The organism is Pseudomonas sp. HN2-3 (genome assembly GCF_020691745.1).
Classification (GTDB): domain Bacteria; phylum Pseudomonadota; class Gammaproteobacteria; order Pseudomonadales; family Pseudomonadaceae; genus Aquipseudomonas; species Aquipseudomonas capeferrum.
The window spans coordinates 4,266,577-4,288,270 of sequence record NZ_CP085704.1; the positions used below are offsets into that span (position 1 = coordinate 4,266,577).

The following is a 21,694-nucleotide window of genomic DNA, read 5'->3' on the forward strand; positions in this document are numbered from 1 at the left end:
CATCGACGACTATTATTCTGGCGTCTTGCCCAGCGAATAATCGCGCAACTTGTTGGCAATGGTCGTGTGCGAAACACCCAATCGTTTGCCCAATGCGCGGCTACTTGTAAATTCCCCCATCAAACTTTCCAGTACGGCCTTTTCAAAGCGCCCGACAATCTGCGAAAGGTCCCCTTCCAGGGAAAACTCCCCCAGCGGTTGACGCACGCCATAATCCGGCAAACGAATATGCTCGCTTTTAACCACGCCGCCTTCACATAACGAAACCGCCTGGAACAATACGTTTTCCAGTTGCCGTACATTACCGGGCCAGTGGTACTGGCTGAGTTTATCCATCGCTGCCGGCAGTAGGCGTGGCAACGCACAGCCAATTTGTCGGCTGGCCTGATCGAGAAAGTGCTGCACCAGCCCTTCCAGCCCATCCATGCACTCACGCAAGGGCGGGATGTGCAAAGACAACACATTGAGGCGGTGATACAGGTCCTGGCGGAACTCGCCGCGTGCGCACAACTCGGACAAGTCCACCTGGGTCGCGCAAATGACCCGCACATCCAGGTACACCTCTTCATCACTGCCTACCCGGCGAAAGCAACCGTCCTGCAGAAAACGCAGCAGCTTTACCTGCAGCCGCGGGCTCATCTCCCCGACCCCATCGAGAAACAGCGTACCGCCAGCCGTCAACTCCAGCAGCCCCAGCTTGCCTTCGGCCCGCGCCCCTTCGAAGGCACCCGGGCCGTAGCCGAACAGCTCGGTCTCGGCCATCGACTCGGGCAACCCCGCGCAATTGAGCGCCATCAGCGGCGACTGCCCACGCGGGCTGGCCAAGTGGCAGGCGCGCGCCAGCAGCTCTTTACCGGTGCCCGTCTCGCCTTCGATCAGCAAGGGTGCATCCAGGGGCGCCATGCGCCGCGCCTCACGCACCACCGCCGCCATCACCCGCGAGCTCTGGAAGATACTGTCAAAGCCGCGCAACTCCTGCTTGCGCACGTTATAGATGCGCTCACCGATACGGTCGGCGCGGTGCAAAGTCAGCACCGCGCCGGCCAGCGCCTCGCTGTCGTCATGCTCGGATTGCAACGGCGCGATATCGGCGAGAAACACGTCGCCCTTGACCTTGACCCGCAAACCATTGATGCGCGACTTGTTGGCCCGCACCAGTTCGGGCAGGTCGAAGTCTTCGACATAACGCGCCAGCGGCATGCCCGGCACCTCATCGACCCGCACCCCGAGCAACTGCGCCGCCGTGCGGTTGGCGGCAACGATGCTGCCGCCCATGTCGATCGACAGCACGGGGAAGTCCAACGCGCCCAGTAACGCATTCAGTTCCATGTGCCGACGCTCACTGGGCATCAGCCCCACGCGCTTGACGCCGAACACTCCGGCAATGGCCTCGAATTTCGGCCGCAGGGCCTGGAACTGCAGGTTGATCAGGTTCGGGCAGTGCAGGTAGATGGCATTGCCATGATCCCCCCCCACCTCGCCGCGCAGCACGTTGATGCCGTACTCCACCAACAGGTTGAGGATGTCGCGAAGGATGCCGATGCGGTTCTGGCAATGCACTTTGATACGCATGAGAGCTCTCTAAGCGCCGATGTTTTTCACCTGGGCGCGGAAAATTCGTAAAGATAAGCTGACAAAAACAGGTAAACCATCAGCCCTATGCCCCGGATTTTCCGTCACTCGCGTCGTTTTGTAAAATTTTCGTTACGAATAGCCGCCAACCCATCACCTGACAGAAGCACGCGCCCCGGTGCAAATTGCCGGATGAGGGGATATTCCTAGGGTAAGCACATAACAAGAAAAGCCCTCACCAGGAGAGCCACATGAAACAGACGCAATACGTGGCACGCGAGCCCGATGCGCATGGTTTTATCGACTACCCGCAGCAAGAGCATGCGGTGTGGAATACGCTGATCACCCGTCAGCTGAAAGTCATCGAAGGCCGTGCGTGCCAGGAATACCTGGACGGCATCGACCAGCTCAAGCTGCCCCACGACCGCATCCCGCAACTGGGCGAGGTCAACAAGGTGCTGGGCGCCACCACTGGCTGGCAGGTCGCCCGCGTACCGGCACTGATCCCCTTCCAGACCTTCTTCGAATTGCTGGCCAGCAAGCGCTTCCCGGTTGCCACGTTCATCCGCACCCCGCAAGAACTGGACTACCTGCAGGAACCGGACATCTTCCACGAGATCTTCGGCCACTGCCCGCTGCTGACCAACCCCTGGTTCGCCGAGTTCACCCACACCTATGGCAAACTCGGCCTGGCCGCGAGCAAAGAGCAGCGCGTGTACCTGGCACGCCTGTACTGGATGACTATCGAGTTCGGCCTGATGGAGACCCCGCAAGGTCAGAAGATCTATGGCGGCGGCATCCTTTCCTCGCCGAAAGAAACGGTCTACAGCCTGTCGAATGAACCGGAACACCAGGCGTTCGACCCGATAGAGGCGATGCGCACGCCGTACCGCATCGACATCCTGCAGCCGCTGTATTTCGTCTTGCCCAACCTCAAGCGGCTGTTCGACCTGGCCCATGAAGACATCATGGGCATGGTTCAGCAGGCCATGCAGCTGGGCCTGCACGCCCCCAAGTTTCCACCCAAGGTTGCTGCCTGAAGCCACCCTGATAACAACTCGAACCGGAAAAGTAATCATGAATGCCTTGAACCAAGCCCATTGCGAAGCCTGCCGCGCCGATGCACCGAAAGTCAGCGACGAGGAACTGGCGGAGCTGATTCGCGAAATCCCGGACTGGAACATCGAAGTGCGCGACGGCCACATGGAGCTGGAGCGCGTGTTCAAGTTCAAGAACTTCAAGCATGCCCTGGACTTTACCAACGCCGTGGGTGCAATCGCTGAAGCCGAAGGCCATCACCCTGGCCTGCTGACCGAGTGGGGCAAAGTCACCGTGACCTGGTGGAGCCACTCGATCAAGGGCCTGCACCGCAACGACTTCATCATGTGCGCGCGTACCGACAAGGTTGCCGAGTCGGCTGAAGGCCGCAAGTAACACCTGAAGACGGGGCCGCTGTGCCCCCCTATACGGCGTTCCGGCGCGAAGGGGGGGCACAGCGGCCCCGTTTTTTTTGTAGGACAAATGTCCGTTATTCGCCCGTAAACCCGACAAGCGAACGGGAAAAAGTTCAAACTGTCATCCAGACTGCTGTATCCTGCCCCAGCTTTCCGAAGCCCTAAACGCGCCTGGCGCAGCCTTTTCACTCACACTTGCGAGGAACGACGAGATGCATGAAATCCCGAATCTTCCCTTCCCAAGCCTGAACCCAGAAGAGCAAACCGTTTCCGTCCACGCCGAGCCGACGCCTGCCGTCGACCAGGATGGTGACGATCAATCCAGCGCTGATCAGGAATAAACCGCGCATCACAACTGTGTGAAAACGGCTGACCTGCGGGCCACCGCGGTCAACACGTTTTCACACCGTTCAGCCTCAGGCAGTAGCCTGCTACCCCCCGCTCACCTGCCAGGCTATGCATCGTTGCGGCTCCCTTACCGGAGATTGCACCATGCATTCACCCTCCCCCGCTCCCGACGAGTACCGCCGCCGCATAGAGGCGATCACTGCCCAGGACATCCTGCTGGCGAATGATACGTCCGGCCCCCTCGACCTGAAGACTTCGCTGAGCCTGCACTTTGACCGGGCATTCGACTTCGACGACCTGTTTCCGCGTCAGCTCCAGGACCATGAGTTGCGCAAGGCCCTGAACCAGGCATTTGCCAGCCAGGCAGCCGCGAGCCACCTCAACGCCTTTTTCAAACGCCCGCCAGCCACACCCTTGGCCACCGGCGAGTGTGCCTATTTTTTCAGAACCTTGGTGGCACGGGCACTTCCCGACGACCTTACTGGCCCATCGGGTGCCGCTGCCTATCAAAGCTGCAGCCTGGCCCAGACACTCTGGGCCAGGCACCTTTGCCACAAGCGCCGTGACGCCTTCCTCATGGCGACCCTGCTGCTTCACAACGACCTGCCCGACGAGGCCCCGCCACCCCTTGCGCCGGTAACGACAGTGGAACTGGCGCATGCCCTGGACCTCAATGCCTTGTCACACCACCTGCTGGCCACCCCGGCAGGCACCAACCCAGCCGAGCACCTTTTCGCGACACTTGAGGCAGACGTCTACTACCAGGGGCTGCGCTATCGCCCCCCGACCCTGCGTGAACGCGAAGCCGGCCATGAGCCCAACCAATACGGCAAAGTCACCTTGCCGGGTGCAGCATTGAATGCCCCCGTCGCCCATGTACTGGATGCATTGCTGCACGCCCAAGCTTTCAGCCAGTGGGCCGCTCGCCTGGCACAAGCCCTGCAATTGCCCGAGGCAATCAACAGCCGTGACCTTGCCGAGCAGGCCATGACCGATTGGCTCTACCCACCGCATGCGCGACGTGCCGGCTATGTATTGGACTTCGAACTGTTCAACCCGCAGAACCAGAGGCTGCCCTATGCCGACATACGCCTGGACCTGACCAACAGTGTGCAGGCAAGCCTCGGCTGCCGCCCCGCCGTTGCTGAACTGGCCGCCGAGTTACTGCTGCGCCATTTCGCCCCCGAACTGCTGCTCGACGACACCCCCACAGCGATACCTTATCGACCCGACCTGAACTGGGCCATTCTGCGCCAAGGGGTCATGCTGCTGCGCGACCTGCAGCGCCCGCTGAGCCATGAACAGGCAGAGCAGATACTCAGCCAGCCCGTCGAAGACTCCGCTGGCAGCAGTGAAGCCCTGCGCGACACGCTCGCCCAGTGGGGGCCGCTGCAAGGTCACATCGCGTACATGCCGCCGTGGTCGGCCCAGCAATGGCGCACGGTCTACGATCACTACCTGATTGCCTGGGATGTGGCGCAACTGCAGCAGCGGCCAGACCGCATTGCCGAAGCGTGCAGGTTGCTGGAGGCGGCCAACATCGACCCGGCCGGGCACAATGCCGATGGCCAGCTTCACCTTGAAGCGTATCTCGATCTACAAACCCGCTACAGCGCGAAAGGCCTACCAGACGTCACGCAATGGTTCGAAGAGGCATTTGACCGCTGGCTGGCCTCAGCCCGAATACTCCATGAAGGCCTGATGCAACGGCTGCTCAGGCATCTACCGGAAGATTATCTGCAGGCACTGCGCGAAGGCCCGTGGACCTGTTACGCCGCGACCTGGCCACGTTATCGGCAACCTGACCCGGTCCCGCCCTATGGTGACAGTCCCGAGGAACACTGGCAGCAAGAGGTAGGCACACTGGGCATGCTGGTTTTGTTGCAAGGTGAACACGACCACACGTTGCTGGAACTGTTCCCGCAGCGCTTGACATGGCACGAGCGCGCCATCCCCCCGGCTGCCGCCCACCGCCTCTCGGACATCGTGACACTGCCCTATCAGGCCTATAACGAAGCGCCCCCTACCTGGGATGTCGCCACGTTCCATTCCAGCCTGAGCACCATCATCCAAGCGCCGGCGCAGCACAGACTGGAGGCTCTGACCAACGCCTACGTCCAATACGTCGGGCTAGGTAACAGCGCAGCGTTGCATGCCGTCAGCAAAGGCGCCACGCGACACGAGGCATTTCTTGCCGAAAAGCGCCAAACCAGCAACTGGGGTTACCTGTGGAAGCTGATCAAACACACTGTGCCGGGGGCTGCGTGCATCGATGCCCAGAACGGGCAAGATGCAGTGAGTTGCATACTGGACCTGGCAGCCGGCGCAGGCTCGGCAACCCGTGCGATCCGCCGCGCAGCCAACCCACTGGCGCGCCTGTCCGCTGCCAACAGCCAAGCCGCTCAGGCGATGCGCCTAGGGCTGGTCAAATCAGCCAGGCGCTGGTCCGAGTTATCCGAATTGCCGCCTGCGGTTTATGCCCGAACCGTTGGGCCCAGGCGCTGGCACAGTCAGCCTGAACTTCCCACTCATGCCACTTGGCCGGACAACTTCAGGCTCGATCAGCCGCCCCCGCCCGGCCTGACCCCCGGCCAGTTCATGCGCGACCGCCTGACACCGCCGGATGCACCTTTGGCGTGGCAAGGCCATCCCCGCCCCCTGTCAATTGCCAGGAGCGATGGCCACGTGGATACACTCATCAACGGCGCTATCTATCGCCATCACCCCGGCGAACTCAGCAATACGCTTCGCCGCATCGACAACCAGAAGTTGTCGTCTGCACCTGCCCCAACCCTGCAAAACGCGCCGTACCGTAACGAAGGTGACAGGCATATCGCCTTGAGCTTCTCCCCGGCCGCCAACGAAGCGCATACCCCCCTGTTCGGCCAGCAGGTAAGCCATGCTTTCCAGCATGTGCGTATCGAGCCTGCGCCCATACGCATGCACGGAGGCGACAGCCGGTTTGACGCCTGGACACAGGCCATGGTGCATGAGGGCAAGGTGGTGAACTACACCGGCCAGTCGTCCAAACCGCTCGCCCCGATAAAGGCACTGGAGGCTCGGGTTCGCCTGGGCATCATCACCCCCCCGGTTTACCACCGACGCATCACTGCCGACCCTTTGGCGGAATTCTGGTTTGGCTTGCCCGAAACGTTTTCAGCCGCCCAAGTGCAACTGATCGCCCGCGTCTGCCCACCGGTGCGCCTGGGCGGGCTGGCCAGAACCGTGCCCGACCGCCGCACGTTGAGGGCGGCAATCATCGCGTGGCAAAGCCGCGACTGGATAATCGTCGAGGCCGATGTCGGCGTCTTCTATGCAGCGCAGTGGGTGATATCGCCCTGGCAAGCACGCCAGTTGAACGCGCTTGCAGCCGGTACATTGCGGCCAGGTGACCTGCCCACGCCACCCTCCAGCACGCGACAAACCCTGTCGCGGGTGCGCGACGACAAGATGATCGAACGTTATCTGCAGGTCAGCGAAACCTACCGGATCGTCGCGACTCGCCCCAATCTGCAGCGTGACATCGACAACCTGACCGCCCTCCTGCGCGACTGGCTTGAACACAGCCGCGCCAGCCACCCGCCCGCGCCCAGCGTGTTCAAGGAAGTACTCGATGCCGCCGAGGCGCGCATGCTGCCGGAATACGCCAAGAGCATTCTCACGGCTCCCACCGCCCAGGATGCCCTCACCGGTGTCGCCAAGCTCAACCTGGCAGGTCTGAACCGGGAAATCATTCCCGCCTGGCGGCCACTGCGCCAAGCCGCGCTGACTGAGCAGGATCACGTAGCCCTTGTCCTCAACACCTTGCTGCCCGCCACCGGCACCGACGCGCCCTTCATGCCGATGAGCGTGGCCGAACTACTCAGCGAAGCTGGCGCGCTGCAACTTCGCCGACACTTGCCTGGTGCTAACCTGGCTTTCGCCACCGCGACACTGGAAGATGGCAGCCGCCGGGTCTACTTTTCGCTGTCCGGTGGCTGGAAAAACCGCAAGGTAGGCATACCAACACCGCCAGCCGAACCGCACACACGCGTGACCTACATCGATGCACGCGCGCGCATGGAGGGCCAGCCACCGTCCCCCCGCTTTACTGAGCTGCCCACATTGCGTCGCCCCGACCACTTGAATATCGTCGAGCATCATAGGCACCTGGACTCCGAACGCTTGATCGCCACAGTGCTCAACGACGACCTGCTTGCCACGCACGCCAGCGTGCGCAGCATCGACGTCTTCACCCTGTTCAGTACCTGCCGCTCATGCGGAGGCTACGTGCTGCCGCGTCTGCGCCTGGACTACGGCAAGGCATCCTTCAGTGTCAGTTGGCTGGTGGACTACAAGGAGTAACCGTGCGCCGTGGGCAGGCTTGTTCATCAAAGACCTGCCCACAGGCCGGGCCAGGGTGGATATGATTACACCGTTCTCGCCCGTCTAGCCCAATGGATCTGCCATGCCCGCCAAATCCACGTCACACCTTGCGATCACCGCGCAGGTGGTGTCCATCGTCCTTTTCACGTTCATCGGCTACCTGAATATCGGCATCCCCCTGGCCGTGCTGCCGGGTTATGTGCATAACGACCTGGGCTTCAGCACCGTGATCGCCGGCCTGGTGATCAGTGTGCAGTACCTGGCCACATTGCTCAGCCGCCCTACGGCCAGCCGCATCATCGATAACCTCGGCAGCAAGAAGGCAGTGATGTACGGCTTGGCCGGATGCGGGCTCAGCGGCGTATTCATGCTGGCCTGCGCCTTCCTCACCCACTTGCCCTGGCTGAGTTTGACCTGCCTGCTGGTCGGCCGCCTGGTGCTGGGCAGCGCCGAAAGCCTGGTGGGTTCTGGCGCGATTGGTTGGGGGATCGGCCGAGTTGGCGCCGAAAACACGGCCAAGGTGATTTCCTGGAACGGCATCGCCAGCTACGGCGCGCTGGCCATCGGCGCCCCACTGGGTGTGCTGATGGTCAAGAGCCTGGGGCTGTGGAGCATGGGCGCAAGCATCATCCTGTTGTGCGTGCTCGGCCTGCTGCTGGCCTGGCCGAAGCGCGCCGCGCCAGTGGTCAGCGGGGTGCGCCTGCCGTTCCTGCGGGTGCTGGGCAAAGTGTTCCCGCATGGCTCGGGGCTGGCACTGGGCTCGATCGGCTTTGGCACCATCGCCACCTTCATCACCCTGTACTACGCCAGCCGTGGCTGGGCGAATGCGGCACTGACCCTGAGCCTGTTCGGGGCCAGTTTCATCTGTGCGCGGCTGCTGTTCGGCAACCTGATCAACCGGCTGGGCGGCTTCAGGGTTGCGATCGCCTGCCTGGCGGTGGAGACGCTTGGCCTGCTGATGCTGTGGCTGGCGCCCAGCGCCGAGCTGGCATTGGCCGGGGCGGCGCTCAGTGGTTTTGGCTTCTCGCTGGTGTTCCCGGCACTAGGGGTCGAGGCGGTGAACCAGGTGTCGGCGGCCAACCGCGGGGCGGCGGTAGGTGCGTATTCGCTGTTCATCGATTTGTCGCTGGGCATTACCGGGCCGTTGGTGGGCGCGGTGGCGGCGGGGTTCGGGTTTGCTTCGATGTTCTTGTTTGCGGCGGGGGCTTCGGGGTGCGGGCTGGTGTTGAGCCTGTACCTGTATCGGCAGGCGCGACATGGCCGCAAACAGGCCAAGGATGCTTGAGCTTGCAAGGCCTGGACTGCCCTCTTCGCGGGTAACACCGCGAAGAGGGCCTTACAGGTTTACCGCTGTGCGTACTGCAACACCACTTCCAGCGGATGACGCATCTGCCGCTCGGTCATGCGCTTGACCTGGCTGCGGCACGAGTAACCTGTCGCCAGCGCCTCGCCTTCCTTGTCCAGCTTGGTCGCCCAGGACTGCTCGAAGATGGTCCGTGAAGTCGCCTGGTTACGCGCTTCATGCCCGTAGGTGCCGGACATGCCGCAGCAACCGGTAGCCTCGGTCACCAGCTTCAGGCCCAGGCGTGCGAACACCTGCTCCCACTGCCGGGTGCTGGCCGGTACGTTGGTTTTCTCGGTGCAGTGGGCCATCAAGCGGAAATTGCCGGGTGCGGTCGGCGCCTGCTCGGGCAGCACATCCATCAGCCACTCCTGCGGCAACAGTACGTTCGGGCAGCCTTCCAGGCCCGGCACCTTCTGGTACTCCTGGCGGTACACCAGGGTCATGGCCGGGTCCAGCCCCACCAGCGGCACGCCGCAATCGGCCAGGGCCTTGAGCTGGGTACCGTTGCGGATCGCCGCCTTGGCGAAGGCCCCCAGGAAGCCCTGCACATGCAAGGGCTTGCCGTTGGCACTGTATGGCGCCAGGAATACCCGGTGGCCCAGGCGGTGAGCCAGGTCGATGAAGGCAGCCAGCAGCGGCGTCTCGAAGTAACGGGTGAAGGCATCCTGCACCAGCACGATGCTGCGCTCACGCTGGGCCGGCGTCAGCTCGCGCAGGGCCGGCACGCTGGCCACGCCGACGCGGCAGCGGGTCAAGGTGGCCTGGAAGTTGAAACGGCTGATCAACGGGCTGTCGACCATGCCGACCTTGTCGGCCAGCAGCTTGCTGACCCACTTCGAGCCCATTACCGCGTTGTACAGCCCCGGCGCATGCGCCAGGTACGGGATGGTGAACTCCAGCGAGCCAATCAGGTAATCACGCAGCGGGCGCTGGTAGCGGCCGTGGTAGAGCTCGAGGAAACGCGAGCGGAAGTCCGGCACATTGACCTTGATCGGGCACTGCCCCGCGCACGACTTGCACGCCAGGCAACCGGCCATGGCATCGTAGACCTCGTGCGAGAAGTCTGCCTGCCCCTGGTCGCGCCCGCGGTTGTTGCGCAGCCGCGCCGGCAGGCCCTTGAGCCAGGACACCTTGTTGCGCGCTGCCGCCAGTACATCGATATCCGCTGCACCTTGCAGGCGCAACCATTCACGCATCAACGAGGCACGGCCCTTGGGTGAGTGCTGACGCTCACGGGTGGCCTTCCACGACGGGCACATGGCGTCGTTGGGGTCGTAGTTGTAGCAGGCGCCGTTGCCGTTGCAGTGCACGGCGCTGCTGAAGTTCTGCCAGACGCGCTCGTCGATGGTGCGGTCGAGGTCACCGCGCAAGGTCACGCCATCGACCTTGGTCAGGCCTTCGGCGCTGTCTGGCGGTGTGCAGATCTTGCCGGGGTTGAGCTGGTTGCGTGGGTCGAATGCACCCTTGAGGCGCTGCAACGCCGGGTACAGTTCGCCAAAGTAATCGGGCACGTACTCCGAACGCAGGCCCTTGCCGTGCTCACCCCAAAGCAGCCCGCCATAGCGCTGGGTCAGCGCCGCCACGGCATCGGAAATCGGCTTGACCAGTGCGGCCTGGGCCGGGTCTTTCATGTCCAGCGCCGGGCGCACGTGCAGCACGCCGGCGTCGACGTGGCCGAACATGCCATAGGCCAGGCCATGGCCGTCGAGCAGCGCGCGGAAGTCGGCAATATAGTCGGCCAGTTGCTCCGGCGGTACTGCCGTGTCTTCGACGAATGGCTGCGGGCGCACCTCGCCCTCGACGTTGCCAAGCAGGCCCACCGAGCGTTTGCGCATGGTGTAGACGCGGGTGACGGCCTCGGCGCCCTCGGCCAGGGTGTGCCCAAGGCGCTCGACGCTGGTATCGCTTTGCAGGTGCTGGATGAACGCCTGCACCCGCGCATTGACCTCGTCAGGCTGATCGCCACAGAACTCCACCAGGTTGATACCCAAGGTCGGGCGCTCGGGGTCGGCGGGGAAATATTCGGCGACGCTGTGCCAGACGATGTCCTTCATCGCCAGCATCAGTACCTTGGAGTCGACGGTTTCGATCGACAAGGGTTTGTGCGCCATCAAGGCATTGGCGTCACGCAGGGCATCCATGAAGCTGGTGTAGCGGACGTTGACCAGTACCGCGTATTTCGGGATCGGCAGTACATTGAGCTTGGCTTCGACCACGTAACCCAGCGACCCTTCGGCACCGCACAGCACGCTGTTGAGGTTGAAGCGCCCCTGCTCGTCGCGCAGGTGCGCCAGGTCGTAACCGGTCAGGCAGCGGTTGAGCTTGGGGAAGGTGCTTTCGATCAGCTCGGCCTGGGTTTCCTGGATTTCGCGGGCCACCCGATAGACTTCGCCAACCCGCCCCGGCGCGGCGCAGGCCTGGTCCAGCGCGGCGTCATCGATGGGCAGGCTGTGCAGGCGTTCGCCGCCGAGCAGTACGCTGTGCAATTCGAGCACGTGATCGCGGGTCTTGCCGTAGGTGCAGCTGCCCTGGCCGCTGGCGTCGGTGTTGATCATGCCGCCGACCGTGGCGCGGTTGGAGGTGGACAGTTCAGGCGCGAAGAACAGCCCATGGGGCTTGAGCGCGGCATTGAGCTGATCCTTGACCACACCGGCCTGGACCCGTACCCAACGCTGTTCGACGTTGATTTCGAGGATGCTGTTCATGTGCCGCGACAGGTCGACCACAATGCCGTCGGTCAGCGACTGGCCGTTGGTGCCGGTGCCGCCGCCACGCGGGGTCAGCTTGACCTGCGCAAAGCGCGCCTCTCCCATCAGCGCGGCGACCCGCGCCACGTCATCGGCGTCACGCGGGAACACCGCCGCCTGGGGCAGGCGCTGGTAAATCGAGTTGTCGGTGGCCAGCACCGTACGGGTAGCGTAATCGGCACTGATCTGGCCACGGAAGCCGCTGTTGCGCAGGGCTTCGAGGAATTCTGGGTAGTTCGCGGACGGTGCACTGGTCGGCAGCTGGGCGATCATCGAAGGATGGCCTCTTGATATGGGCTAATTCACGGAAATCCTGTCACGCCGGCATGAGTCGTTTCACACCTGATGACGAATAGGTCAATGTTCCTGTACTTTCGCGCCAGGGGCAAACGGATAATCCTGCCGCTATCGATGACTTTTATGAATGAATTACCGCCACCTGACACCGTCCATGTCACTGCTGCTGGCATTCGAAGCCGCCGCGCGGCATGAAAGCTACACCCGCGCCGCCGCCGAACTGTCACTGACCCAGAGCGCCGTCAGTCGCCAGGTGCAGGCGCTGGAGCAGCAATTGGGGCTGACGCTGTTTCGCCGCGAGGGCCGCCAGGTGCAATTGACCGACGTCGGCCGGCTGTACCAGCGCGAGCTGAGCGAGGCATTGGGGCGCATCCGCAGCGCCACGCTGCAGGCGCTGGCCTACCAGTCGGGCGTCGGCACGCTGCGCTTGGCCACCCTGCCCACCTTCGGCTCGAAATGGTTGCTGCCGCGGCTGCATGCGTTCTACAGCGCCCACCCGGGCATGTTGGTGCATATCCATTCACGGATCGAAGCGATCAACTTCGACACCAGCGAGATTGATGCGGCCATCGGGGTGGCGAGCCACGACCTGCCAGGGCTGATCTGCCACCGCCTGCATGCCGAGGAGCTGCTGGTGATCCTGCCGCCAGAGGCAGCCGTCGACCCGCATGGCTGGAGCCCCGCCCGGGTCAGCGAGGAAGTGCTGCTCAATGTCGCCAACAACCCGCATGCCTGGGGCGAGTGGTTCTCGCATCACCAGCTACCGCACCGGGCGATGCGCCTGGGGCCGAGTTTCGAGCTGACCTCACACCTGATCCAGGCGGTGCGGGCCGGCATCGGCATTGGCCTGGTGCCGCGGATTCTGGTGCAAGAGGAGCTGGCCAAGGGCGAGCTGTTCAGCCCCGGCGCAGCATTTGCCAGCCAGCGCAGCTATTACCTGATCTACCCGCCGCGCAATGAAGCGCTGCCGTCGTTGCGGGCGTTTCGCAGCTGGTTGCTCGAGCAGATCTGAGTTTTTGACTGCTTTATTGGCAACAAAAAACCCGATGCCAATGACCTGACATCGGGTTTGCGTTATCGCCTGCAGCGCTTACTTGGCAACAGTACCGGCAGCGGTGCCATTGGCCTGTGCATCACGCTTGGGCTTGAGGATGTAGAAGATGAACATCACCAACAACCACACCGGGATCGCATACACCGAAATATTGATACCCGGAATCTGCAGCATGATGCCGAGGATCAGCACCACGAACGCCAGGCAGAGGTAGTTGCCGTAGGGGTACCACAGCGCCTTGAACAGCGGCTTCTGGCCAGTGCGGTCGAGGTGCTGGCGGAATTTCAGGTGCGAGTAGCTGATCATCGCCCAGTTGATCACCAAGGTCGCCACGACCAGCGACATCAACAGCTCCAGCGCATTCTGCGGAATGAAGTAGTTGAGCAGCACTGCAATCAGGGTCACCGCAGCCGACACCAGGATCGACCGCACCGGCACACCGCGCTTGTCGACCTTGGCCAGGGCCACCGGGGCGTCACCTTGCTCGGCCATGCCCAGCAGCATGCGGGCGTTGCAGTAGGTACCGCTGTTGTACACCGACAGCGCTGCGGTCAGGACCACGAAGTTCAGCAGGTGGGCGGCCACATCGCTACCCAGCAGGGAGAACACCTGAACGAACGGGCTGCTGCCGTAGCTGCCGCCAGAGGCGTCGATGCTGGCGACCAGGTTGTCCCACGGGGTCAGCGACAGCAGCACGACCAGCGCACCGATGTAGAAGATCAGGATGCGGTAGATGACCTGGTTGATGGCCTTGGGAATCACGGTCCTCGGCTTGTCGGCCTCGGCTGCGGTGAAGCCGAGCATTTCCAGGCCACCGAAGGAGAACATGATGAACGCCAACGCCATCACCAGGCCGCTGACGCCATGCGGGAAGAAGCCGCCGTGCGCCCACAGGTTGGTAACCGACGCCTCGGGGCCACCGCTACCGCTGGTCAGCAGGTACGCACCCAGGCCGATCATGCCGACGATGGCCACGACCTTGATGATGGCGAACCAGAATTCTGCCTCGCCGAAGACTTTCACGTTCATCAGGTTGATGAAGTTGATCAGCAGGAAGAAGCCCGCCGCCGTGACCCAGGTCGGGATCTCTGGCCACCAGTAGTGGATGTACTTGCCGACCGCCGTCAGCTCTGACATGCCCACCAGGATGTACAGCACCCAACAGTTCCAGCCCGACATGAAGCCGGCGAAGCCGCCCCAGTACTTGTGGGCAAAGTGGCTGAACGAACCGGCCACCGGCTCTTCGACGATCATCTCGCCCAGCTGGCGCATGATCATGAAGGCGATGAAGCCGCAGATGGCATAGCCAAGAATCATCGACGGGCCGGCGGATTTCATCACGCCTGCCGAACCCAGGAACAGGCCGGTACCAATCGCTCCGCCGAGGGCGATCAACTGGATATGGCGGTTCTTCAGGCCCCGCTTTAGCTCGCCTGAATGCATGTTTTGTCCACTCATGAACGAAGTCACCTGCATTGTTTTTATCTGTGACGAAATCGGACCCACCGCGCTCGTGGCGCAGCGGAATGGGCAAGGTGGTTACCTTGGGTTTCTTGAACGCGGGCGCCGCCAGGGCGGGTCAGCCGGGTGTGATCAAGAGTGCGCGGTACGCAAGAGGGTCACAGGTAAAACGCGGCGCACTGTATACCCCTGCAAGCGCGCAGGCGTCAACGCGTTGCGTCATTTCCCCGGGGAAAAACGCAGCGTTCCTGTGGTGAAAGCCTTGAAAGGCGAAGTGATCGGCGTACATGGCGCCTCCATTTGTTGTTTTGTCAGCACGCCTCTCTGGGCGGGCTTTTGCACACGGCAATGGCCGCTATATCAGCGTGCGGCGGGGGTTTGGGCAATAGGGGGAGCGAGCGACAGGGGTGCCTCGCCGCGCGGGGTGCGGCAAGTTATGTTTACACAGGTAGGGGAAATCTGAATTCAGGGCGTATTTTGCCTGCATCCGTATAAATTTCTTTACAGGTCGGTTTGAAAACTTGCCAGTCGTCAGAAAAATTCTTTTTGTTCAATATCTTGGCGACAGCCTAAGGTGCCCCCGCTGAATCCAAAGCAAAAAAAACCAGCCCGGAGGCTGGTTCTTATCTAGCGCTGCAGATCAACCGCGCGGCTTGCCGCGACCACGGCCTGCCGGCTTGTCGCCGTCTGGCTTGGCGGTACGCTTGCGCATCTCGCTCGGGCGCTCGGCCACCGCGCTGCCACGGTTGCCTTTACGCGCGTCGTCACGCGACTGGCGCGCAGGGCGCTCACCGGTGGTATCACGCGGTTGGCGGGCTGGGCGCTCACCAGCGCTGTCACGCGGTTGGCGTGCTGGGCGCTCGGTAGCCCCTTCGCTGGCAGGGCGCAGGTTGCGCACGCGCTCGCCACGGCCCATCGGACGGCTCGACTTGCGCTGCATGCGCTCCATCTTGTCCTTGGCCTTGAGGTTCAAGGTCGGCAGCGCAACTGGCTGCAGGCCCACTTCAGCGGCCAGGATGTCGATTTCACCCTGGGTCATTTCCCGCCAGCGGCCCATCGGCAGGTCCGAGTTGAGGAACACCGGGCCGAAGCGCACGCGCTTCAGGCGGCTGACCACCATGCCCTGCGACTCCCACAGGCGACGCACTTCACGGTTACGGCCTTCCATCACCACGCAGTGGTACCAGTGGTTGAAGCCTTCGCCGCCCGGTGCCTTCTGGATGTCGGTGAACTTGGCCGGGCCGTCTTCGAGCATCACGCCAGCCTTGAGGCGATCGAGCATCTCGTCGTCGACCTCGCCCCGCACACGTACCGCGTACTCACGGTCCATCTCGTAGGAAGGGTGCATCAGGCGGTTGGCCAACTCACCGTCGGTGGTGAACAGCAACAGGCCGGTGGTGTTGATGTCCAGGCGGCCGATGTTGATCCAGCGCCCTTCTTTCGGCCGCGGCAGGCGGTCGAACACCGTCGGGCGGCCTTCCGGGTCGTCACGGGTGCAGATCTCGCCGTCGGGCTTGTTGTACATGATTACCCGGCGGGTGGCCTCGGCGGCTTCTTCGCGCTTGATCAGCTTTCCATCGACAGCGATGGCGTCGTGCAGGTCGACGCGCTGGCCGAGGGTGGCGGCCACGCCATTGACCTTGATGCGGCCCTGGCTGATCCAGGCCTCGACGTCACGGCGCGAACCGACGCCAATGCGCGCCAGTACTTTCTGCAGCTTTTCGCCGGATGGAGGGGTAATTTCGGTGTTTTGCAGGTCTTGCTCACTCATCTGGGCACCTCCCGGTGTAGGAATGAAAAAGGGGTCTTGGCGACGAACGCGCCAAAGGGCCGCGCATCATACGCGGTTCGTATCAGGAACGCACTCGAGCGTAGTGGGTTTTGCGGGGGCCGGCAGGGTTTTCTGCCCAGTGGTTTTGCGCTGTCAGTGCGGGCCTCTTCGCGGGGCAAGCCCGCTCCCACCGGTTTGTGGGCTCTGACGGTGAGCGGCCAACCTGTAGGAGCGGGCTTGCCCCGCGAAGAGGCCGGTACTGCCAGCATAAGCCTCAGGTCTGCAACTTGCCCTCGTCCTCCAGTGAAGCCTCGGGTTCAACCACGTCCTCTTCTTCACGCAAATCATCGAAATCGGTCTTCAGCCCCTCTTCCATCGCATCCAGCTCCACCAGCAGGCTGCGGAAGCTGGTCTCATCCTTCGGCACCTCGGCCTCGGCTTCGCCCTCGCCAAGGCTGGCATCGGCCAGCGCCTGCAGGTGCGCAGGTACTGGCGCGTCATCTGGGTCGAGCAACGGCTCCGGTTCCATCTCGCGCAGTTCGGCCAATGCCGGCAGCTCCTCAAGGCTCTTGAGATTGAAGTGGTCGAGAAATGCCTTGGTGGTGGCGAACATCGCCGGCCGCCCCGGCACTTCGCGATAACCCACGATGCGAATCCACTCGCGCTCCATCAAGGTCTTGATGATATTGCTGTTCACCGCCACGCCGCGCACGTCCTCGATCTCGCCACGGGTGATGGGCTGGCGGTAGGCAATCAGCGCCATGGTTTCGAGCAGCGCACGGGAATAGCGCTGCGGCCGCTCCTCCCACAGGCGCCCAACCCAAGGGGCAAAGGTTTCGCGGATCTGCAGGCGATAGCCGGTGGCTACTTCCTTGAGCTCGAAGGCACGCCCGCTGCAGGACTTGCCGAGCACTTCCAGGGCCTTCTTGAACACCTTGGGCTCCGGGCGCTCGGCCTCCTCGAACAGCTCGTACAAGCGCTCAAGGGATTGCGGCTTGCCCGAAGCGAGCAAAAAAGCTTCGATCAGCGACGCCAGGTCGCGGGGTTCATTCAGGTTCATCAGGTTCTTCAACAAACTCGGCGCGAAGCCGGACGTGGATCGCGGCGAAAGGCTCATTCTGCACCAGTTCGACCAGTGATTCCTTCACCAGCTCAAGAATCGCCATGAACGTCACCACCACGCCCAACTTGCCCTCTTCTGCACCGAACAGCTCGACGAAGGGCACGAAGGCCCCGCCCTTGAGGCGTTCGAGTACTTGGCTCATGCGCTCACGGGTAGACAGCGTTTCGCGGGTGATCTGGTGGCTTTCGAACAGGTCATTGCGGCGCATCACCTCGGCCATCGATACCAGCAGCTCCTCCAGGCTCACCTGGGGCAGCAGCTTGCGCACCTTGGCCTGCGGTGCTTCCAGGCGCGGCACGACAATGTCGCGACCCACCCGTGGCAGTGTATCGATCCCTTCTGCAGCGGCCTTGAAGCGCTCGTATTCCTGCAAGCGGCGGATCAGCTCGGCGCGCGGGTCGCCCTCTTCCTCCTCGATCTCGGCCGAGCGGGGCAGCAACATGCGCGACTTGATCTCGGCCAGCATGGCCGCCATGACCAGGTACTCGGCTGCCAGTTCCAGGCGCACGCTCTTCATCAGCTCGACATAGCCCATGTACTGGCGGGTGATCTCCGCCACCGGGATGTCGAGGATATCGATGTTCTGCTTGCGGATCAGGTACAGCAGCAGGTCCAGCGGGCCTTCGAACGCCTCGAGAATGACTTCAAGCGCATCCGGCGGGATGTACAGGTCTACCGGCATCTCGGTCAGGGCTTCGCCATAGACCAGGGCCAGTTGCAACTGTTGAGGCGACTCGGCCTCCTCGGCCGGCGCCTCGGGCGCCTCCACCTGGCTCACGCATTGACCATGAATGGCGTGGGGTCGCCACAACCTTCGCGGATCAGCTCGGGCTCGTCGCCGGACAGGTCGATGATGGTCGATGCCTTCAGATCACCGAAACCGCCGTCGATCACCAGGTCCACATGATGCTCCAGCCGCTCACGGATCGCGTAGGGGTCGGTCATCGGCTGGTCGTCGCCCGGCAGGATGAGGCTGACACTCATCAGTGGCTCGCCCAGTTCAGCCAGCAGCGCCAGGGTGATGGCGTGGTCCGGCACGCGCAGGCCGATGGTGCGGCGTTTCTCGTGCAGCAGCAGGCGCGGCACTTCACGGGTGCCGTTGAGAATGAAGGTGTACGGCCCCGGCACATGCGCCTTGAGCAGGCGGAAGGTACCGGTATCGACCTTGGCATACAGCCCCAGTTGCGACATGTCGCAGCACATCAGGGTGAAGTTGTGGGTCTTGTCCAGGCCACGCAGGCGCCGTACGCGCTCCACCGCGCCCTTGTCGCCAATCTGGCAACCCAGCGCATAGGCCGAATCGGTCGGATAGACCACCACCCCGCCCTTGCGGATGATCTCCACCGCCTGGCGGATCAGCCGCTGCTGCGGATTCTCCGGATGTATCTGGAAAAATTGGCTCACGTAGTCTTCCTGTTCATACCGCCAAAGGCTGTTCATGGCTGAATCGGCGCCACAGAGGTGGCAGGTCCTCGGGCAAAGGCCGGTAGGCACCGATTTCGCCCCAGGTGCCGGGGCCGTGGAAGTCACTGCCAGCGCTTGCCAGCAGGCCGAACTCGCGGGTGAGGATGGACATCGTGCCCACCTGCTCGGCCGGCATCATCCCGTTGACCACCTCAAGCGCCTGCCCGCCTGCCTGAATATAGTCGGCAATCAGCCGTCTGCGCTTGCTGCGGGTCAGATCGTAATGCATCGGATGCGCCAAGCTTACCCAAGCGTTGGACTGGCGCAGCGTAGCGACAGTTTCATCCAGGGTCGGCCAGTGCTGCTTGACGTCACCCAGCTTGCCGGCGCCCAGCCACTTGCGGAACGCTTCGCCGCGGTCCTTGACGTGACCGGCACGCACCAGAAACTCGGCAAAGTGCGGGCGCGCCGGGGCGTTGCCACTGTCGCCCAACGCTTGCTGCACGGCCCTGGCACCCTCAAGCGCGCCGGGCATGCCCTTGGCCGCCAGCCGTTTGTCGATTTCCTCGGCACGCAGCCAGCGGCCACGGTGCAGGGCTTCGATGGCTTCGAGCAACGGCGGTGCGTCGAGGGGGAAGTCATACCCCAGCACATGGATGGTCGCCCCACCCCACGTGCACGACAGCTCTACCCCGCTGACCCAGTGCATGCCGCGCTCGCGGCAGGCCTGGCGCGCTTCGGCCAGCCCTTCGAGGGTGTCGTGGTCGGTGAGTGCCAGCGTTTGCACCCCGTGCTCATGGGCCCGGGCGACCAGGACCGTGGGCGACAGGGCGCCGTCGGAGGCCGTGCTGTGACAGTGCAGATCAACATTCATGGAGGAGCGCTTTCGCTGGAATCGATGTTTGTTATTATGCCGTCACATCCCGATTCTGGCTGCCATTGTGAAACAATTCATCGATTTCATCCCGTTGCTACTGTTCTTCATCGTCTACAAGCTCGACCCGCGGCCCCTGGAGGTTGCCGGCCACAGCTTCGAATTCGGCGGTATCTACAGCGCCACGGCCATGCTCATCGTCAGCTCCCTGGTGGTCTACGGTGCCCTGTTCCTGCGCCAGCGCAAGCTGGAAAAGGGCCAATGGCTGACCCTGATCGCCTGCCTGGTGTTCGGCGGCCTGACCCTGACCTTCCACAGCGAAACCTTCCTCAAATGGAAAGCGCCGGTGGTCAACTGGCTGTTCGCCCTGGCCTTCGCCGGCAGCCACTTCATCGGCGACCGAGTGCTGATCAAGCGCATCATGGGCCACGCCCTGACCCTGCCCGATGCCATCTGGGCCCGCCTGAACCTGGCCTGGATCTGCTTCTTCCTGGTCTGCGGTGCGGCCAACCTGTTCGTCGCCTTCACCTTCCAGGCCTTCTGGGTCGACTTCAAGGTGTTCGGCAGCCTGGGCATGACCGTGATCTTCCTGGTGGCCCAGGGTGTGTACCTGTCACGCCACCTGCACGACGACCCTACTACCTCCAAACCCAAGGATTGACATGCTCTACGCCATCATCGCCAGCGACGTCGCAAACTCCCTGGAAAAGCGCCTGGCTGCCCGCCCTGCACACATCGAGCGCCTGCAGCAGCTCAAGGCCGAAGGCCGCGTGGTGCTGGCAGGCCCACATCCGGCCATCGACAGCAACGACCCAGGTGAAGCCGGTTTCAGCGGCAGCCTGATCGTGGCCGAGTTCGACTCCCTGGCTGCGGCACAGGCCTGGGCCGATGCCGACCCGTATATTGCTGCGGGCGTGTACGACAACGTCATCGTCAAACCCTTCAAGCAAGTCCTGCCTTGACCCGACACCGCGCGGCCCTTTTCGCGGGTAAAGCCGCACCCACAGGGCCGCGCGGTACTGGCGGTTATACGCTTGCCATCAGTCTGCGGTATCTTTGCCACTGGCGGGCCGAATACTCGCCGTCAATGGTTGAATTGAGTGAGTCATGAGCGAGCTGTTACTGATTGATGATGACCAGGAGCTGTGCGAGCTGCTCGGCAGCTGGCTGACCCAGGAAGGGTTTACCGTCCGCGCCTGCCACGATGGCCTGAGCGCACGCCAGGCCCTGGCCGAACATGCCCCGGCCGCCGTGGTGCTGGATGTGATGCTCCCAGACGGCAGCGGCCTGGAACTGCTCAAGCAATTGCGCAGCGAACATGCCGACCTGCCTGTGCTGATGCTCTCGGCACGGGGCGAACCCCTGGACCGCATCCTCGGCCTTGAGCTCGGCGCCGACGATTACCTGGCCAAACCCTGCGACCCGCGCGAGCTCACGGCCCGCCTGCGCGCCGTGTTGCGCCGCAGCCACCCGGCAGCCACCACCACCCAGGTAGAGATCGGCGACCTGGTCTACAGCCCGGCACGTGGCGTGGCCAGCATCGATGGCCGCGAGATGACCCTGACCCTGTCCGAAAGCCGCATCCTCGAAGCCCTGCTGCGCCAGCCGGGCGAGCCGCTGGACAAGCAGGAACTGGCGCAGATCGGCCTGGGCCGCAAGCTGACCCTGTACGACCGCAGCCTGGACATGCACGTCAGCAACCTGCGCAAGAAGATCGGGCCGCATGCCGATGGGCGCCCACGCATCGTTGCGCTGCGCAGCCGCGGCTATTACTACAGCCTGTGACGTGCCGGGGCCGCCTCGCAGCCCCAACACGCTCGGCAACTCATCTTTACCCAGCCTTTACCCTCCCCTGACCGCCCTTGACGGTCAGCTGCGT

General features: G+C 63.0%; 17 protein-coding genes. 9 read left to right on the forward strand and 8 right to left on the reverse strand.

What is annotated here, in order from left to right; translation table 11 throughout:
- Positions 1–12: 12 nt before the first annotated feature.
- Complete coding sequence (locus LJX93_RS19345; protein ID WP_033699577.1) at positions 13–1,572, reverse strand: sigma-54-dependent phenylalanine hydroxylase transcriptional regulator PhhR; 1,560 nt, start codon at positions 1,570–1,572, stop codon at positions 13–15.
- Positions 1,573–1,823: 251 nt separating this feature from the next.
- Between LJX93_RS19345 and phhA the strand changes: the two genes are divergently transcribed.
- The 5 genes from phhA (at position 1,824) to LJX93_RS19365 (ending at position 9,024) form a co-directional block, all read left to right on the forward strand.
- Complete coding sequence (phhA, locus tag LJX93_RS19350) at positions 1,824–2,612, forward strand: phenylalanine 4-monooxygenase (protein ID WP_033699579.1); 789 nt, start codon at positions 1,824–1,826, stop codon at positions 2,610–2,612.
- 37 nt (positions 2,613–2,649) lie between these two features.
- Entirely contained in the window at positions 2,650–3,006 is a 357-nt protein-coding gene (locus LJX93_RS19355; RefSeq protein WP_033699581.1) for a 4a-hydroxytetrahydrobiopterin dehydratase, read from the forward strand.
- 232 nt (positions 3,007–3,238) lie between these two features.
- Entirely contained in the window at positions 3,239–3,367 is a 129-nt protein-coding gene (locus LJX93_RS27320; protein WP_077068497.1) for a hypothetical protein, read from the forward strand.
- A gap of 151 nt (positions 3,368–3,518) precedes the next feature.
- Positions 3,519–7,718 carry a deaminase domain-containing protein gene (locus tag LJX93_RS19360; RefSeq protein ID WP_227696296.1) on the forward strand — a complete coding sequence of 1,400 codons (4,200 nt, stop codon included), beginning with the start codon at positions 3,519–3,521 and terminating at the stop codon, positions 7,716–7,718.
- Positions 7,719–7,821: 103 nt separating this feature from the next.
- On the forward strand, positions 7,822–9,024 hold the full coding sequence (locus LJX93_RS19365) for an MFS transporter (protein ID WP_033699586.1): 1,203 nt from the start codon (positions 7,822–7,824) through the stop codon (positions 9,022–9,024).
- Positions 9,025–9,083: 59 nt separating this feature from the next.
- On the opposite strand, the gene LJX93_RS19370 is transcribed toward LJX93_RS19365, so the two are convergent.
- A complete protein-coding gene (locus LJX93_RS19370; protein ID WP_047583457.1) occupies positions 9,084–12,104 on the reverse strand; it encodes an FAD-binding and (Fe-S)-binding domain-containing protein in 3,021 nt (1,006 codons plus the stop codon).
- A gap of 151 nt (positions 12,105–12,255) precedes the next feature.
- On the opposite strand from LJX93_RS19370, the gene LJX93_RS19375 reads away from it, so the two are divergent.
- The gene (locus tag LJX93_RS19375; protein ID WP_033699588.1) at positions 12,256–13,140 is read left to right on the forward strand and encodes a LysR substrate-binding domain-containing protein; all 885 of its coding nucleotides are present in this window, start codon (positions 12,256–12,258) and stop codon (positions 13,138–13,140) included.
- Between the two features lie 78 nt (positions 13,141–13,218).
- Here the strand turns inward: LJX93_RS19375 and LJX93_RS19380 are convergent, their stop codons facing one another.
- The 6 genes from LJX93_RS19380 to LJX93_RS19405 form a co-directional block, all read right to left on the reverse strand.
- The gene (locus tag LJX93_RS19380; RefSeq protein WP_227696297.1) at positions 13,219–14,640 is read right to left on the reverse strand and encodes an amino acid permease; all 1,422 of its coding nucleotides are present in this window, start codon (positions 14,638–14,640) and stop codon (positions 13,219–13,221) included.
- Between the two features lie 643 nt (positions 14,641–15,283).
- Positions 15,284–16,414, reverse strand: coding sequence for a 23S rRNA pseudouridine(2605) synthase RluB (gene rluB, locus LJX93_RS19385; RefSeq protein WP_033699590.1), 1,131 nt, complete (start codon positions 16,412–16,414; stop codon positions 15,284–15,286).
- Positions 16,415–16,688: 274 nt separating this feature from the next.
- Positions 16,689–17,474, reverse strand: coding sequence for an SMC-Scp complex subunit ScpB (gene scpB, locus LJX93_RS19390; protein WP_033699591.1), 786 nt, complete (start codon positions 17,472–17,474; stop codon positions 16,689–16,691).
- The gene (locus LJX93_RS19395) at positions 17,461–18,219 is read right to left on the reverse strand and encodes a segregation and condensation protein A (RefSeq protein ID WP_162181148.1); all 759 of its coding nucleotides are present in this window, start codon (positions 18,217–18,219) and stop codon (positions 17,461–17,463) included. Before LJX93_RS19395 ends, scpB begins: the two co-directional genes overlap by 14 nt.
- Positions 18,220–18,311: 92 nt before the next feature.
- The gene (locus LJX93_RS19400; protein ID WP_227696298.1) at positions 18,312–18,941 is read right to left on the reverse strand and encodes an L-threonylcarbamoyladenylate synthase; all 630 of its coding nucleotides are present in this window, start codon (positions 18,939–18,941) and stop codon (positions 18,312–18,314) included.
- Between the two features lie 13 nt (positions 18,942–18,954).
- Entirely contained in the window at positions 18,955–19,815 is an 861-nt protein-coding gene (locus tag LJX93_RS19405; protein ID WP_033699594.1) for a PHP domain-containing protein, read from the reverse strand.
- A gap of 67 nt (positions 19,816–19,882) precedes the next feature.
- Here LJX93_RS19405 and LJX93_RS19410 point away from each other — a divergent pair, with 67 nt between their 5' ends.
- The 3 genes from LJX93_RS19410 to LJX93_RS19420 all read left to right on the forward strand — a co-directional run bounded on the left by LJX93_RS19410 (position 19,883) and on the right by LJX93_RS19420 (position 21,600).
- Positions 19,883–20,476, forward strand: a complete 594-nt coding sequence (locus LJX93_RS19410; RefSeq protein ID WP_033699595.1) for a septation protein A — start codon at positions 19,883–19,885, stop codon at positions 20,474–20,476.
- A gap of 1 nt (position 20,477) precedes the next feature.
- The gene (locus LJX93_RS19415; RefSeq protein ID WP_033699597.1) at positions 20,478–20,777 is read left to right on the forward strand and encodes a YciI family protein; all 300 of its coding nucleotides are present in this window, start codon (positions 20,478–20,480) and stop codon (positions 20,775–20,777) included.
- A 145-nt stretch (positions 20,778–20,922) separates the two neighbouring features.
- Complete coding sequence (locus tag LJX93_RS19420) at positions 20,923–21,600, forward strand: response regulator transcription factor (RefSeq protein ID WP_033699599.1); 678 nt, start codon at positions 20,923–20,925, stop codon at positions 21,598–21,600.
- Positions 21,601–21,694 lie beyond the last annotated feature (94 nt).

Bases quoted from the DNA above. Each gene is read 5' to 3' on its own strand.
- LJX93_RS19370 (WP_047583457.1), bottom strand. From the start codon at position 12,104: ATGATCGCCCAGCTGCCGACCAGTGCACCGTCCGCGAACTACCCAGAA.
- phhA (WP_033699579.1), top strand. From the start codon at position 1,824: ATGAAACAGACGCAATACGTGGCACGCGAGCCCGATGCGCATGGTTTT.
- LJX93_RS19365 (WP_033699586.1), top strand. From the start codon at position 7,822: ATGCCCGCCAAATCCACGTCACACCTTGCGATCACCGCGCAGGTGGTG.
- rluB (WP_033699590.1), bottom strand. From the start codon at position 16,414: ATGAGTGAGCAAGACCTGCAAAACACCGAAATTACCCCTCCATCCGGC.
- LJX93_RS19405 (WP_033699594.1), bottom strand. From the start codon at position 19,815: ATGAATGTTGATCTGCACTGTCACAGCACGGCCTCCGACGGCGCCCTG.
- LJX93_RS19380 (WP_227696297.1), bottom strand. From the start codon at position 14,640: ATGAGTGGACAAAACATGCATTCAGGCGAGCTAAAGCGGGGCCTGAAG.
- LJX93_RS19375 (WP_033699588.1), top strand. From the start codon at position 12,256: ATGAATTACCGCCACCTGACACCGTCCATGTCACTGCTGCTGGCATTC.
- LJX93_RS19420 (WP_033699599.1), top strand. From the start codon at position 20,923: ATGAGCGAGCTGTTACTGATTGATGATGACCAGGAGCTGTGCGAGCTG.
- scpB (WP_033699591.1), bottom strand. From the start codon at position 17,474: ATGAACCTGAATGAACCCCGCGACCTGGCGTCGCTGATCGAAGCTTTT.
- LJX93_RS19395 (WP_162181148.1), bottom strand. From the start codon at position 18,219: ATGCCGGTAGACCTGTACATCCCGCCGGATGCGCTTGAAGTCATTCTC.
- LJX93_RS19360 (WP_227696296.1), top strand. From the start codon at position 3,519: ATGCATTCACCCTCCCCCGCTCCCGACGAGTACCGCCGCCGCATAGAG.
- LJX93_RS27320 (WP_077068497.1), top strand. From the start codon at position 3,239: ATGCATGAAATCCCGAATCTTCCCTTCCCAAGCCTGAACCCAGAAGAG.
- LJX93_RS19355 (WP_033699581.1), top strand. From the start codon at position 2,650: ATGAATGCCTTGAACCAAGCCCATTGCGAAGCCTGCCGCGCCGATGCA.
- LJX93_RS19345 (WP_033699577.1), bottom strand. From the start codon at position 1,572: ATGCGTATCAAAGTGCATTGCCAGAACCGCATCGGCATCCTTCGCGAC.
- LJX93_RS19415 (WP_033699597.1), top strand. From the start codon at position 20,478: ATGCTCTACGCCATCATCGCCAGCGACGTCGCAAACTCCCTGGAAAAG.